This is a genomic window from Enterococcus alcedinis (assembly GCF_014635985.1).
Taxonomy (GTDB): Bacteria; Bacillota; Bacilli; order Lactobacillales; family Enterococcaceae; genus Enterococcus_I; species Enterococcus_I alcedinis.
Genome location: NZ_BMDT01000003.1, coordinates 1 through 14,997, shown reverse-complemented (window position 1 = coordinate 14,997; position 14,997 = coordinate 1). Strand labels below are relative to the sequence as shown.

The following is a 14,997-nucleotide window of genomic DNA, read 5'->3' as shown; positions in this document are numbered from 1 at the left end:
CCTTTTCTTTGCTAAAAATGGCGTATTTATTGCGAAAAATGACATCAAGAAAGGAATTTATAATGGATTATATTATTGAGCACTTTCAAGATGGTGCAGATTTTAGCCATCTAATCAACCATGGTCCACCTGTAGAACTCCATGTTCATAACTATTATGAGATTTATTTATTTATGGATGGAAATGTACAATTTTTTATCGATAATCAATCACTGATTTTAAAACCAGGCGATTTAATTTTAATCCGCAATGACCAAATTCACGGACCCAAACCTTTAGGTAAAAGTATGTATGAACGCTATATTATTCACCTTCCCAGAAAATTAATCATCGAATTATCCAGCAAAAAAACGAACTTACTTGTTTGTTTTGATCCAGAAAAAAAGCATTCATTAATTCATTTAACTTCACCTGCCCGAGAGAAACTGATTTCTCTATTTGATCAACTAACAGCCATTTATAAATCCTTAGATTATGGTGAAGATGTACTGACCAACTCTTTGCTCACGCAAATTCTTGTTCTAATTAATCAGCAATTTTTCCATGCTCCAAAAATAGTTCCGACGAATCATTTCTCCGATATAATTCAAAAAATGTTGAATTATATTCAAGAAAATATTACTTTAGATATCAGCTTAACTTCTCTAGAGGAGCAATTTGGTCTATCCGGCTTTCATTTAAATCGATTGTTTAAAAAAGAAGTTGGTAGTACCATTTATCAATATATTTTATTGAGTCGTATTTCTCTCGCAAAACAACTGCTTGAGACACACTCCAATGTTACCGAAGTTTGTTTTTTAAGCGGTTTCAATGATTATGCAAACTTTATTCGAACGTTTAAAAAAATTACCGGCTTAGCTCCAAAACAGTATGCGAAACAAATTTATGAACAAAATAAACTAGACAGATAAAAAAGATGAACACTCTCAAATCAGAAAGTGAGTTAATTATGAATAGAAAATCCTTTGATAATCATTACTTTTACAAAATTTCACAACTTATTTATTGGGCGCTCCTACATAACCTTAGTTTTACTTTGATAAACCTACCGTTATTTTTAAGCATATCTCTTGTTCCTTTTTCTTTTAAAAACATCTTTCTATACACTCTTACTTCTTTAACTTTTTTTCCAAGTTTGTTTCTACTTTTACACTCTGTGAACACGTTTGATCGTCTTCAGCTACTTCCAACACCCAAAGAATATTTAACAACGCTTTTTCAATCCATAAAGAAAGCCCTTCCTTTTTCATTCATCACAAATTTATTGTTTTTTGTCGTTTATACATCAATCAATTATACTATTAAAACCGAACAATTAAAATTTTTTCCACCAATTTATCTGTTATTATTTTTCTTCGTATTCGGTATAAGTTTAACCTATCTCTATTTCTCAATTAGAAATCCTTTTCAGCCAACAATTGTACTCTTAAAAACAGCTTTTTATTTTAGCATCCAAAAAATATACCTAACCTTCATCAATACTATTTTAATCAGTTGCTTCCTTGTACTCTTATTCATCAAACCAATCCTTAGCTTCTTTTTACTCCCTAGTATCGTTGCTATCATTTTATTTAAAAATAGCACATTGTTCATGACTAGCGGTAACCGCCCATGACACTAACTAAAAAAAGAATGATCCTTTTCATTATCGTACTTGTTAGTTTTATTTTTACTTTTAAAGGAATGATTCCGAACCAAATGCCAACCACAAACTACACCGAAGATTACTTGGCTTCTTTAAAAGAAAAGGCTGTCTTATATGAAGATTCTGCCTATCACGCGGAGGAAATTCCGATGCGAACACTAATCAAAGCGACTGGTGTCATTACTAAAACAGATGGGAAAAATAGTCCGTCTATCCAGAAAGCGGATCGATTTGTTTTAGAGTTAGCCGATGGTCAAACAAGACTTCATATTATTAACCAATCAACGACTGATTTTTCTCTACACAATACCGTGACTATCTATGGCGAATATAATGGTATCATCAAAGCGGATTTAGTCGAGATTTCCATGCCTTAATCTTCTACATCAAAAAACCATTCTCGATTTTTTAAAATCTGCGAATGGTTTTTTTGATTATTTATTCTGCTTTAAACAAGATTAATATCGTGACAAGCCCTTTTCCTGGTTAAATTTTTCCTGTAATAATAGGCGTTGAACTTTCATTGTCGCTGTACGTGGAATTTCATCGAAAGCATAAATTAGTGGTTCGTTCATATGTGGCAAATCCGCAATTGCCTGCCACCAAGCGTCCCAATCCATTTGCATGTCAGACTTTAATGCAACAATCGGCTGGGTTGAGTAATTTTCACCACGAATAATCACCACTTCATCTAAAAACGAAAGCGAATCAAGTAAAAAATCTTCAATCGCTAACGTACTATCGATTTGATCAATCACATCAACTTGGCGATCTTTTAAATACAATTGGCCCTCCTCATCGATTGAACCATAATCGCCACTATCCCACCAAGCGTCATAAACATTTTCATCAAAACGCTCAGATTCTTTATAATACGTTAATGCACGCCCTTTTGAGTAAAATTGAATATGCCCATTTGTATTGACTGGCAACTCGACACCTGCTGCATCGGTAATTCGTGCTTGTGTGAAGCCTTCTAAACCATGTCCCATATTACGCGAATCGGTTTGGTTAATCGACTCCAAACGATGCGATTTTAAAATCATTGGACCGCACTCACTTTGACCATAAACTTGCAGAAAACGAGCATTTTCCTGATTAGAAGCCGTTAAAAATTCTTTCATCGTGCCTAAGTTAATCGCATCAAATGTTGAGTGATAATATTTAATCGAATAAAAGGCCTCAGCCGCACTCGTTGCTAATTGACGCCATTGGACAAAATTATTTGGATGGGTCTCAAGCGCAATCGGTTGATACAATGACAACATCGCTGAGACATTTGCTAATTTTGGGTTGTTCAAACACAAAATTTCAAAGCCCAGACTCATCAAAGAAGTCATGCCAATATTGTAACGCGAATGAACAGGTGAAATATGGAAGCTTAACAATTTGTTATCGGATTCGATTTTCTTAAAAATTTCTTGCTGCCAAGCGACACGCCATCCCATCGAATAGGCTGAATGACAAATTAACTTAGGAATACCCGTTGTACCCGATGTATGTGTCATATAAGAAATCTCATCATCCGCTAAAAATTGCTGCGCCACCTCTTGATAGGGCTTCAAAACTAAATCACGTGTATGAATTTGTTTGATTGGATCACTTTCTTTTAATAAGCTGACTGTCGTTTGTGTTTCATGATCAAACAAAATAAATGGCTGATCCAAGCGCTCATTGAAGACTTTTAGTGTTGCTAGTGAAAAATGGTACGAAACCATTACAGGAACAGCACCTAAATAAGCACACGCAACCGCTAATAAATAAGTATCCATTTTAGGACTCTTATAGATCATCACTTTGTCGCCTTTTTTAATTCCAAAACTTGCCAACTGAAACGCTCGTTGTTGAATTAACGGGACTATTTCTTGATAAGTTGTTTCATATTTAATTTCAGGAAAAGCACCTAACAATTCATCTGAAATCAAACGGTTCTCTGGATATTTTTTAGCAGCTTCATAAAAATTCGTATATAAGTTTAGTGGTTTTACTGACATAGTTCTCCTCTTTCTTACATCATTGTATATTATTTCACTATAGAATAATAACATACTTACTTGTAAATTTGGAGAGTAAAAATAGCCTGATTGATAATTCTTACTCAGCACAAGTCAAAACTAAGTGACTCATCCAAATACAAAAAAGTAATGCTCTATGACAATGTGCCATTGAGCATTACTTTTCTAGCTAATTCACTTCTCGTCCATAAGCCTCTACTTGGGTCAATGCTGGAAACGGTGATTCATCTTCGTTTTTTATTAAGTCTTTTAAGGTGATCGACGTTGTTTTTGTTTCAGGTATCGCAAAATATTGACGATCGAGTTGATTGGTTGTCTCCAAAATACGCTCCTCGCCATTTGAAAAAACAACGGTGACTTGTGTCCAATAACTATCGTGTGGGTAATCACCACGTAGAACTAGAGCTAGCTTATCAAGTCTTACTTCGCGACCAAAATCGATGGTGATTTCGGCATCTTTACGTTGGTTAATGCCCCATGATTGGTAAGGATACGGTCCATGATCTTCATTGGCTAATATGCCATCAATTGCATTACGGGCAAAGAAGGTTGAATCATTTCTCGTCTCAACGTTCGCATGGGCGTGAGGATAGGCGTTCGTATCGTCTTTTTGGTCGTGGGTATTACGAGCCAAGTTACGGTAACGTTGAGTTTCTTCTGCTGTTGGCAACCAAGCACGAAGATAATGTTCACCACCTATAAAAATCTTACTCGGATAAGCCAGTCGTAATTGTTCTTCTACAATAATCGGGTATTCCCAGTTTTTTTCTGTGACATAAATCAAACTTGGCTCTAGCGCCTCATCGACTTGAACCCAAACCAACTGATTGGCTTGCTCAAGTTCCAATTCAATCACTTCTCCGACACTATATTCCCTACCTTGAAATGCTAAATACGTTTCTTCCTCATGACTTCGCTCTGCTATGACCCTATCTTCTTTTTTTAATCGTAATGTTAACAATTCAATCGCCCCTATCTATTTATTTTTTCAATCCTTTTTTCATTACCGAAACGGTACCATAAAACACTCAGAAACATCAGTATAATTGCCACAACCACTGCTGCGATTCCCGCAAAGATGTTCATATTTTCCGACAAAATACCGGTAATCGTTGGCATTAAAATCGCCCCAATACCACCGATAATTAAAATCCAGCCCATCGCCATCGGATGCTTTTTAATTGATGCACCTGCAATCGTCATCGCTGTTGGATAAATCCCCCCCATCGAAAAACCCAGACCTGTAATCGAAATTAAAATCATGGTTAAATTCGTACTATTTAATAATAGAAAATAAAAAATAGTCATCCCAAAACTAATACCCGTAATTAAATTGCCTTTAGTAAAACGACTACCATAAAAGACACAGAACAAGCGTCCTAACAAAATTGCTAACCATAATAATGAGGAAATTAATTGTGCCTGACTGACTTGTAACGTGTTGGTATCAATAAAATATTTTACAAGCCAACCTGTGATGACGGACTCCGCGCAAAGGTAAAAGAATAAAATCAACACGGCATTCCAAAAGAAGCGATCTTTGAAGAACGAATAATCTTTGACGTTTTGTGTCTGTTTCTCTTCAACCGTGTCCTCAACATCCATTCGGCTAAACAATATCTGTGAAATTAAAATTAGCACAATCATTAAGCCGCTAACCCATTTCCAACCCGTATGACCAAATAAATTTGTCGTACCAATTACTAGAAAAGGGGAAATCAACGCTCCAATAGCAAAAATACTATGCAATAAATTGAGCGCAGCGGGATCACTGTGAGATATATCATTCACAGTTTTATTATTAAAATTGGAGATACTTCCACGACTAATTCCAGTGAAAAAGAAACCAGAAAGAAGTAAGATTGGATTGCCTGTCACAATCATAATCAGAAAACCAACCATCACAAAACTACTCAAAAAGAGAATCGATTTCTTGCGTCCGTAATAAACCGGTAAAATACCAGCCACTAATCCGGCAATTAAATTGCCCATTTGATGCCCTGATAACAGTAAGCCACTCATCGTATCACTTAATTGGTACTCTGTGCTAATCAAGGGAATAATTGCACCAAAAACCATTGCATAGAGACCATTCACGAAGAATATAAAATAACAACAAAGTAGGATATACCTGTCTGAGTGACTTAAATTTTGATAATTCATCTATCATTGCCACCTTAATCATATAATCAAACAAGTCTAGGATAAAAAGCGCTAATGCGTTTTACCTAGACTTGTTAAAATAACGCTTACGTATTTATTTAAAACATTTAAATTTATGGTTGTTTTCCAATCGATGCTAAAATACCACCGTCAACATATAACACATGTCCATTCACAAAGTTTGAAGCATCCGATGCCAAGAAGACAGCCGGTCCTTGTAAATCTTCTACTTCTCCCCAACGAGCGGCTGGTGTTTTATCAATAATAAAGTTGTTGAAAGGATGTCCTTCTTCACGTAATGGTGCCGTTTGCGGTGTTGCAATGTAGCCTGGTCCAATCCCATTACATTGAATGTTGTGTTCACCAAACTCGGCACAAATATTTTTCGTTAACATTTTTAGCCCGCCCTTAGCCGAAGCATATGCACTGACCGTTTCGCGTCCGAGTTCACTCATCATCGAACAAATGTTAATAATTTTACCGTGCCCTTTTGTGATCATTCCCGGTATTACTGCTTTTGATACGATAAATTGACCGGTTAAGTCAATATCAATCACTTGGCGATAATCGGCTGCTGACATTTCTAGCATTGGAATACGTTTAATAATCCCCGCATTGTTGACTAAAATATCAATCGTTCCAACTTCTTCTTCGATTTGTTTAATCGCTGCCGCAACCGCCTCTTCGTCGGTAATATCAAAAACATACCCTTTGGCGTCAATCCCTTTTGCTTCATAATCTTTCTCTGCTTGTGCAACCGCTTCCGTTGTGTTGCTGTTATAAACAATCGTGGCACCGGCTGCAGCCAAAGCTGAAGCAATCCCGAAACCGATTCCATAAATACCACCGGTGACTAAAGCGATTTTTCCATCTAAGTTAAATACATCCATCTTAAAATTCGACATTCTCTTTCTCCTTCTACCTTTTATTTAAGGTCTTTCATCGGAACCATATCCATGTCTGTATAAGTAATATTTTCACCACACATCGCCCAAATAAACGTATAATCCGCCGTTGCTACACCCGTATGAATCGACCAGCTGGGTGAGATACATGCTTGTTCATTACCGATGACTAAGTGTTTTGTCTCGTCTGGTTTACCCATGAAATGGAAAACACGTGTATCAGGATCCATATCAAAATATAAATACGTCTCCATTCTTCTTTCATGCGTATGACAAGGCATCGTATTCCAAGAAGAACCTTCAGCTAAAATCGTATAACCCATTTGTAATTGACAACTTTCACACACATTTGGATGAACATATTGATAAATTTTACGTTTATTTAACGTTTTATCTTCGCCCGTTTCAAAAGGTGTAATTTCATCGATACTAATTTTAACGGTTGGATAAATTTTGTGCGCTGGTACAGATACCACATAGAATTTCGCTGGGTTGTCAGCATCGTCTGACTTAAATTGAACGTCTTTTGTTTCTTTTCCGATGTAGTAGCCGTCTTGATTTTTCATTGGCTCTTCCTGGCCTTCAACAATCATTGAGCCTGGACCACCGATATTGATGACACCCAGTTCTCGACGCTCTAAGAAATAATCGACACCGAGTTCCGTCGATAATTTAATTTCTAAAGCTTTTGTTGTTGGTGTCACACCACCAAAGATCATTCGATCATTGTGAGTGTATGTTAACATTACTTTCCCTGGAACAAATAGTTCCTCGACTAAAAACTCATCTCTTAGCTGTTCTGTTGAAAAATGACGAATCATTTCTGGACTACTACCGTATCTTGTTTCCATCTCCATTATTATTCCCTCACTTTAATTTCCTATTAAGAAATATCTTTTCTAAAAAAGAAATTCTATACTTTGATTATAAACAGTATTTATTTTATTGCAACCCTTTTCAACAAAAAAATCCAACAATTAATATTGTTGGATTTTTTCCTCAATTTGTTCTTTGGCCTTTTTCATTTCTGTAATCACGTAATCAACATTTTCTGGCGTGCCTCTGAATTTAGGCATACTGACACTAAAGGCACCTTCCATTCCATCGCGTCCATTAATCGGCATCGCAATACAAAAACAATCCTTTTCCATCTCTTCATCATCATAGGCGACTTGTGTTTCATGAATCTTTGCCAGTTCTTTGATTAATAAAAATTTATTCGTAATCGTTTTTTCCGTGTACGTTTCCAAAGTAACCTCTGAAAAGTATTTAACTAATTCTTCTTCTGTATAATCACTCAAGAAGATTTTCCCCATACCTGTACTGTACAATGGACGACTCATACCGACTTTTGACGACATAAAAATCGACTGATGTTTTGGTTCTAATTTATCAACATAAACTAATTCAATCCCGTTTAATATCCCTAAATGAATGGTCTCATCGACTTTCGTTTGCAAATGTTCTAAAATAGGCGAAGCACTATTTTTTAAAAGTGAATGGTCAAAAAAGCGACTGCTGTATTTAGCTAAAGCGGGGCCTAAAGTATAACTTTTATCGGCTTCATTTCGACTGACATAGCCAATTAACAATAATGTATCTAAAATTTTCAAAGTGGTAGAGGCTGTCATTTTAACCTCTTGCGCAATATTTTTTAAAATAGCTCCTTGTTCAACAGTCGCCAAATAATCTAAAATTTTCGCTGCTTTGATTAAAACCGTTCCATAAGGTTTTTTGTTTGTCATTTCTCCCACGCCTTTCCTATTAGGAAAATATCTTTTTATATAAGAAATTCTAACACAAATTTTTAAAATGACAAATGAAATCTTTTCGACAATAAAAAGGGCGTGTGACAAAAGTTGTTTTTCTCTAAATAATCAGTGCTACATTCGATGACATGAATGAAAAAGGAAGGCTCTGACAACCGTCACCGCCTTCCTTTTTATTATTCTCGCTAGCCTTTCAATAACTGAACGGTTGAATGTTTAAACGTTCTACGATTAATCAACCAACCAGTACCGATGACTAATAGCAACATGAAGCCAAACAAGCAGATAAATGGCAGCCAGCCGATCGCCAATTCCCAGTGAAAGACCTTCGTTAAACCGATTAAAATCATATAAAATATAGCTAGCAAGCCACCGGTTAAACTAGCCAGTAAAAGATTTTCGTTCCATAATAATCGATTACGTAGTTTTTGATTGAAACCAAATGTTGCTAGTAACCCCATCATTTGTTTGCGACTAGCTTGTAATTTTCCAAGTAGAATTACCGTCAACAGTAGACAAACAGCGATAACTAAGCCTGCAATAACGAGAAAGAGCGTTTTTATTTTAGTGAAAGATTGTAAAATCGTTGTAACTTGCTCGACCGACATTTGGTGCTTAATTTTCTTGTCGGTTAACATTTGGCTGATTATTGGTACATCAGCAACATTTTTAACATCAAAGTGAAGGGCATAAACGTCTTTTAGCTTGAGGTCTGACGGGTAAAGCATTTGTTCACGATCCGAGCTGAGATAAAAATCATCATAACCAGCATTGTAAATACCACTGATTGTTAACGTCAAATTTTCCCCCGCAACTTCAATCATCATTTTTTGTCCAACTAATGTATCAATTTTTGGCGTAAACTGCTTAGCTAGCGTTCCACTCAAGGCGATTTCATTTTTTCCTTTACGTGGCATGACACCATAAGAAAATGTCGCCTCACTTTTAGCCATCGGAAATTTTTCCGGTAATTGAAGTGTTTGGCCCTCTATTGTCAGTTGAATATCTTTTAAAACTGTTTGTTGATAAACCTCTTCTAAACGTGGATCGATCAGAAGTTCCTTAAATAGCTGTTGATAATCAATCGTTTCCGATTTCGTTCGAATCGAGCCATTACGCAAGACGTCATTTTTTTCTTGAAAGGCGAGCAGTGAATCCCCAACCAATTGGTTCGATGACAAGGTCAATAAAGTACAAATTCCACCAATCGCAAGCATCGCCGCAATCAAGACATACGAGCCTAAGCTCACACGGAATTGCTTGATTGCTAAGTGCCAAGTTTTGACCTTAGGATAGGCGGTTAAATGAAGGGACTTGGGTGGATTTCCGCCTCGATTTTCACTCTGCTTTTGAACGACAATTTTTTGCTCTTCTATCGTAATCACTTCATCGGCATACTGGCACAGACTCGCATCATGGGTAATCATCACAACTAAACATTTTTGTGCCATTTGCTGCAACATCGCCATCACTTCGTCTGTATTTTTCCGATCGAGTGCACCTGTTGGTTCATCCGCTAAAATCACACGTGGCTGATTCATCTGTGCGCGAGCCAGTGCGACTCGTTGTTTTTGGCCTCCTGATAAGGTTTCAATTTTTTGGTCAACTTGCGCTGTGAGTCCAAGCTGTCTCAAATAAGCCAGTGCTTGAGTCTTAGCTGCTTCGAACGGTTGCGCTTGTAGCTGCATTGGATAGAGCACGTTTTCTAGTGCCGTATAACCTTCCAATAATTGATAGTCTTGAAAGACAAAACCGATCGTATCTTTGCGATAATTGGCTAGTTGATCCGGTGTATACTGTCCGAGTGACTGTTCGCCAATTGTCACGGTTCCTTGATAATCGGTCTCAAGTCCGGCCAGAATATTGATTAACGTACTTTTACCAACACCAGATTCACCGAGTAGACAAACGAGTCCTTGTTCGGGAAATTGGTAATTAACATCAGATAAAATCGTTTTTCCAGCGTATTTTTTTGTTAGATTCGTTAATTTAAACATTATTTCTTCCCTACCTTAAATGCACGCATAATCGTTGTCTGACGGCAAATTAACTCGGTCACGAGACTACTGAAGCCAACTAAAGCCAACAATAAGATGGCGACAAGTGGCAAGGTCTCCGCTGTCAGCATTTTTTGTGAAAAAATCTGTGTACTTAGTTGATTAATGACCGGAGATAGCACGATTAAGCCAACAAATGCCAAGATGCCTTGAACCAACCCTTCACTAATCGTCAATCTTGTTAGATTGGCTTGATCATACCCACTTAATTTAAAAATCGCATATTCTCGTCGACGAAGTAATGCAGTAAAGGCATAGACCGCAGCTACGAATACGAATACGATAGCAATCATCACACGGTTAACGACCGTCGTTTGTGTCGTCGACTGGTCACCTAATCGTACAAGATCTTCGACCACTTCAAAATGACCGGATGGTACAATGCCCTCTTGATTGAGTTCATCGCGAATCGCTAACATTTCTTGTGGTGTTTTTGCGCGGACAACAAAGCTCAATTCGGTCACTTCTTTGTCAATCACTTTTAATAAATTGGTTAACGCTTGATGACTAAATAAAAATGAATCTTCAATCACATACTCAAAGTATTCTCCTTCCGAGTTCATGACCATCGTCGTATCCATCACTCCGACAATTACCGCTTTGGTTTTCGTCGTTTCAAAAATGGGTTCGTTGCCTTCCCACCGAACAATTTTTCCTGAAAAATCAATCGTTTTTCCTAATAACGCTTCTGGTTCTTTACCTAATTTTTTAGCAAAACTTTCAGGAACCACCACTTCTTCTCCTGCACCCGTTGGCATTTTCCCCGCAACTAGCCGATTAATTACCGGTACATTCCCACTACTTGTGATTGCATGGGTTTCTGAATCAAGCGAGACTTCAATTTGATCAAAAGCTTGTGTATAGGCCGCAAATTCAACGCGTGGATCTTTTAAATACCGTTGATATAAGTGTTGAATGTCTTGATTGACGTCCGCACTTGGCCCGTCCTCAGAATCATCACCAGTACCTACCGCACTCGTAAAGCTTCCATAGAGCCCAATATCTAAAACACTCGGTCCGTATACATCAAAAATCGCGTCAAAAGCTTCTTTATTTCCGGTTTCGACATTATCCCCAACACTTGTCACAAGTAAACTCGTTCCAATCAATAATGTTAAAAAGGCCATCGCAACACGACCTGGATGACGTAACAAATTCGTCTTCGTTAGACGAAACAAAGAAACTAGACTCAACGATTGGTTTTTTTTCAAGGCGACATCAACGGTATTTGATGTTTGATTGGTTTGATTTGAAGCAATCACTTGACCATTTTCTAGCTCTATAACCGTATCTTTAGCGGTGATATTGCTTTGATCATGTGTCACAATCACTACCGTTCGTGTTTTAGCCAACTCTCTAAAAATAGCCATAATCTGTTTCGCCGTTTCTTGATCTAAGGCACTCGTTGGCTCATCCGCTAAAATAATAGCGGGATCTTTCATTAATTCACGTGCAATCGCCACTCGTTGCTTTTGACCGCCAGATAAGTTTTTGACTTTTTGTTTCGCAAACGACAAAATATTTAAATCGGCCATCGCCTTTTGAATATCTTGCGCCGCTTCTTTTTGTAAATACAGCGGTAATTGAATGTTTTCTTCGACCGTTAACTCTTCTAACAAACGATAATCTTGCCAGACAAAACCCAGCACACGATTGGCTAAATAGCTTTTTTGAGCAGCTTTTAACGACTCTAATGCATGCCCCGAAATTTGTACACCCCCTGAATAGTTAGCATCAATGCCCGCAATAATTCTTAATAACGTTGACTTCCCACTTCCAGAACTCCCCGTAATAAATGTGAGTCCACTACCGATTTCTAAGGATAAATCGTCTAATAATATTTTCTCTTGCTCTTTTTTGATTAAATGTTGAATCTTGATCATCTTTTTTTCCCCTTTCGAATCTTCTACGACTATCCTACCAAAGGGCATGTTAAATCGCTGTAAAGAAAAAAGGAAGTGTCACAAATTTTTGATTTGTGACACTTCCTTTTTGTTATTTCGGCAAAGTGATGCAAAATTGCGTACCTGTTCCCTCATGCTCAACGATTTCAATCGTTCCCTCATGCTTTGTAATGATTTTCTTTACAATCGCTAGGCCGAGTCCGGAACCCCCAATCTGTCGATTCCTTGATTCATCGACACGATACAATGGATTAAAAATCGCCGCATGGTGTTCTTTAGGAATCCCAATACCCGTATCGGTCACCCATATCGTCAGCAACTGCTCGTCTTCTCTCGCGGAAATACGAATCGTTGCTTGCGCTTCACTGTACTTTATTGCATTGTCAATCAGATTATAAAACGCTTGATAAAGTAAATCCAAATCACCTTTGATGACACTTTTATCGGATACATCGAACGATAAACTCATTTGTTTCGCGTTTAATTTTTCAGTAAAATCGAATTGAATGCTTTCAAATAAATCAGACAGCGCCACTTCCGATTGCTCAGTCATCTCATCATCATTCGTTAACTCTAATAATTTTTCAACCATTTCAATTAAACGCGTGACCTGCTTGTCTAAATCTGCCACAAACAATTGCGTTTCTTGATTTAATGCTTGATTTTTACGTTGAAAAACAGCTAATTTCGTTTTAAGTACCGTTAACGGTGTTCGTAATTCGTGAGCCACATTGGCTGAAAAAGTTTTTTGAAACGTAAATGCTGCATCCAACTGCCTTTTTAAAGCATTAAAAGAACGAGTTAATTGCGCGACTTCATCATTTGATTCAGGAATTGTTAGCGGCTCTGATAGATTATCCAACGAGCTTGCTTGAATTTTTTTATTCAATTCACTTACCGAAAGCAACGCCTCACCGGCAAAATAATAAGCTGCTAAGCCACCAATTGAAATAATGAGAATCATATAGCCAAAACTCGTCCAATAATAGCGTTTCAAAATTTGATTTTGTTCAATTAATGTCATAGAGACTCGGGCTTGTTCTGCTGTCTCAGGCGTTGTCTGGGGTTGTTCAGCCGGATCAATTATCGCAGCTGGTGTCGTCACCTCAGCAATTTGAACTGACATTTGTTTTCCGGCATAGCTGATAATTAACGTCAGCCCCACACTACAAATCACTAATAATAATGTTGTAACCATGGTGATTTTGATCCGTAAAGGGAGTCGCTTAAACATCACCGATACCCCCTTCTTTGACTAAATAGTAACCCACACCGACTTTTGTACCAATCACTTCATAATCAACATAATGCTGCAACTTTTTTCGAAGTGACGCAATATGCACCCGAATCGAACTACTAAACTGATTGGCACGACTATCCCAAACATGTTCCAGCAATTCCTCTTGACTAATAATCTTGTCGCGATTCAATAGGAAGTAACGTAAAATCGCAAATTCTTTTTTCGTTAGTTGGAGCGCTTCATCGCCAATCGCCACCGTACCTTCTGAAATGTTTAACGTGATATTACGAAATTTCAGGATATTTTTTTCTTGAATAAACTGACGCCGTAACAAATTACGAATCCGCGCTTCTAATTCAATAAAATCAAACGGCTTTGTTAAATAATCATTCGCACCTAAATCTAAGCCCTCGACCTTATCTAAAGCATTTGATTTCGCACTTAAAATCAAAATTTTCAAATCGGCATTTGATTCACGAATTTGTTTCAAAACAGAAAACCCGTCAATTTTAGGTAAATTTAAATCGAGCAATACTAAATCATAAGCTTCCGTCGTTAGCAGATACAATGCTTCTTCTCCGTCAGCCGTTTCGTCGACCGCATAGTGACTCATCCGTAAACCTTCCACCAATGCCAAGCGTAAATCATCATCGTCTTCTACAACTAATAACCTCATCTTTTCCCACAACCTTACTTTTGATCTTTTATGTAGTTTAACACAAGGACTCCTTTGCCTACAAAAACCAGCAATCGCCTGAATCAATTGTGTTTAATAGCCACAATTGAATTCAATTTAATCTATGAATCTTTTGCGAGTTGAGGAAAAGGTTCTCTAATGTCCTGAATAGCAACTAAAGAAAGCATTCGTCTAAATATCGGATAATTAAAATTCAGTTTCATTTCAAAATTACTATTCATTTATAACGATACCCAAATAAGTCTTCTATGAGCGTTCTTCGATTGATTTCGTTGCTAAACATAATCTTAGCCTGTAGGCAATCCAACTACCTTAGGTAAGCTTAAATCGACCTTTCACAAGATTCTACCCTTTAACTGTACTGAATGGCTTCAAAAAAATAATTATCCCTTGAATTGTCAAATTAAACGCAACACCTTGCCAAAGAAGAGCTCATAAGGTGTTTTCCAACCTAAGCACTTACGCGGACGTTTATTTAGTTTTTCGATACAAGTATTGATGTAGTCTTTTGAATAACCTGTTAGATCGTCTACTTTTGGAAAATACTCTCTTAGTAGCCCATTGATGTTTTCGTTTGTTCCTCGTTGCCAAGGGGCATGAGG

13 protein-coding genes are annotated in these 14,997 nt (G+C 37.3%); 2 read left to right on the top strand and 11 right to left on the bottom strand.

Annotated elements, in window-relative coordinates:
- Nucleotides 1–62: 62 nt before the first annotated feature.
- Both IEV09_RS04715 and IEV09_RS04710 read left to right on the top strand, forming a co-directional pair.
- Nucleotides 63–911, top strand: coding sequence for an AraC family transcriptional regulator (locus IEV09_RS04715; RefSeq protein ID WP_188367115.1), 849 nt, complete (start codon nt 63–65; stop codon nt 909–911).
- Between the two features lie 700 nt (nt 912–1,611).
- Nucleotides 1,612–2,022 (top strand): hypothetical protein, encoded by a 411-nt coding sequence (locus IEV09_RS04710; RefSeq protein WP_188367114.1) that lies wholly within the window; start codon nt 1,612–1,614, stop codon nt 2,020–2,022.
- Nucleotides 2,023–2,103: 81 nt separating this feature from the next.
- On the opposite strand, the gene IEV09_RS04705 is transcribed toward IEV09_RS04710, so the two are convergent.
- The 11 genes from IEV09_RS04705 to IEV09_RS04655 all read right to left on the bottom strand — a co-directional run.
- On the bottom strand, nt 2,104–3,639 hold the full coding sequence (locus IEV09_RS04705) for an AMP-binding protein (protein WP_188367113.1): 1,536 nt from the start codon (nt 3,637–3,639) through the stop codon (nt 2,104–2,106).
- Nucleotides 3,640–3,829: 190 nt separating this feature from the next.
- Nucleotides 3,830–4,621, bottom strand: a complete 792-nt coding sequence (locus IEV09_RS04700; RefSeq protein ID WP_188367112.1) for a hypothetical protein — start codon at nt 4,619–4,621, stop codon at nt 3,830–3,832.
- A gap of 11 nt (nt 4,622–4,632) precedes the next feature.
- On the bottom strand, nt 4,633–5,823 hold the full coding sequence (locus tag IEV09_RS04695; protein ID WP_188367111.1) for an MFS transporter: 1,191 nt from the start codon (nt 5,821–5,823) through the stop codon (nt 4,633–4,635).
- 113 nt (nt 5,824–5,936) lie between these two features.
- Nucleotides 5,937–6,728: a gluconate 5-dehydrogenase gene (locus tag IEV09_RS04690; RefSeq protein WP_188367110.1), complete on the bottom strand. Its 792-nt coding sequence runs from the start codon at nt 6,726–6,728 to the stop codon at nt 5,937–5,939.
- Nucleotides 6,729–6,748: 20 nt separating this feature from the next.
- On the bottom strand, nt 6,749–7,588 hold the full coding sequence (gene kduI, locus IEV09_RS04685; RefSeq protein WP_188367295.1) for a 5-dehydro-4-deoxy-D-glucuronate isomerase: 840 nt from the start codon (nt 7,586–7,588) through the stop codon (nt 6,749–6,751).
- A gap of 117 nt (nt 7,589–7,705) precedes the next feature.
- On the bottom strand, nt 7,706–8,473 hold the full coding sequence (locus tag IEV09_RS04680) for an IclR family transcriptional regulator (protein WP_188367109.1): 768 nt from the start codon (nt 8,471–8,473) through the stop codon (nt 7,706–7,708).
- A gap of 209 nt (nt 8,474–8,682) precedes the next feature.
- Nucleotides 8,683–10,494, bottom strand: coding sequence for an ABC transporter ATP-binding protein/permease (locus IEV09_RS04675; RefSeq protein ID WP_188367108.1), 1,812 nt, complete (start codon nt 10,492–10,494; stop codon nt 8,683–8,685).
- Nucleotides 10,494–12,437 (bottom strand): ABC transporter ATP-binding protein/permease, encoded by a 1,944-nt coding sequence (locus IEV09_RS04670; RefSeq protein ID WP_188367107.1) that lies wholly within the window; start codon nt 12,435–12,437, stop codon nt 10,494–10,496. Before IEV09_RS04670 ends, IEV09_RS04675 begins: the two co-directional genes overlap by 1 nt.
- 112 nt (nt 12,438–12,549) lie before the next feature.
- On the bottom strand, nt 12,550–13,692 hold the full coding sequence (locus IEV09_RS04665) for a sensor histidine kinase (protein WP_188367106.1): 1,143 nt from the start codon (nt 13,690–13,692) through the stop codon (nt 12,550–12,552).
- Entirely contained in the window at nt 13,685–14,374 is a 690-nt protein-coding gene (locus tag IEV09_RS04660) for a response regulator transcription factor (protein ID WP_188367105.1), read from the bottom strand. Before IEV09_RS04660 ends, IEV09_RS04665 begins: the two co-directional genes overlap by 8 nt.
- Before the next feature lie 419 nt (nt 14,375–14,793).
- A partial coding sequence (locus IEV09_RS04655; protein ID WP_188367104.1) for an IS30 family transposase occupies nt 14,794–14,997 on the bottom strand: 204 nt, incomplete at its 5' end.

What these genes read in the sequence shown, in the direction of transcription:
- IEV09_RS04715 (WP_188367115.1), top strand. Translation starts at nt 63, where the DNA reads ATGGATTATATTATTGAGCACTTTCAAGATGGTGCAGATTTTAGCCAT.
- IEV09_RS04660 (WP_188367105.1), bottom strand. Translation starts at nt 14,374, where the DNA reads ATGAGGTTATTAGTTGTAGAAGACGATGATGATTTACGCTTGGCATTG.
- IEV09_RS04665 (WP_188367106.1), bottom strand. Translation starts at nt 13,692, where the DNA reads ATGTTTAAGCGACTCCCTTTACGGATCAAAATCACCATGGTTACAACA.
- IEV09_RS04710 (WP_188367114.1), top strand. Translation starts at nt 1,612, where the DNA reads ATGACACTAACTAAAAAAAGAATGATCCTTTTCATTATCGTACTTGTT.
- IEV09_RS04680 (WP_188367109.1), bottom strand. Translation starts at nt 8,473, where the DNA reads ATGACAAACAAAAAACCTTATGGAACGGTTTTAATCAAAGCAGCGAAA.
- IEV09_RS04695 (WP_188367111.1), bottom strand. Translation starts at nt 5,823, where the DNA reads ATGAATTATCAAAATTTAAGTCACTCAGACAGGTATATCCTACTTTGT.
- IEV09_RS04690 (WP_188367110.1), bottom strand. Translation starts at nt 6,728, where the DNA reads ATGTCGAATTTTAAGATGGATGTATTTAACTTAGATGGAAAAATCGCT.
- IEV09_RS04675 (WP_188367108.1), bottom strand. Translation starts at nt 10,494, where the DNA reads ATGTTTAAATTAACGAATCTAACAAAAAAATACGCTGGAAAAACGATT.
- IEV09_RS04705 (WP_188367113.1), bottom strand. Translation starts at nt 3,639, where the DNA reads ATGTCAGTAAAACCACTAAACTTATATACGAATTTTTATGAAGCTGCT.
- IEV09_RS04670 (WP_188367107.1), bottom strand. Translation starts at nt 12,437, where the DNA reads ATGATCAAGATTCAACATTTAATCAAAAAAGAGCAAGAGAAAATATTA.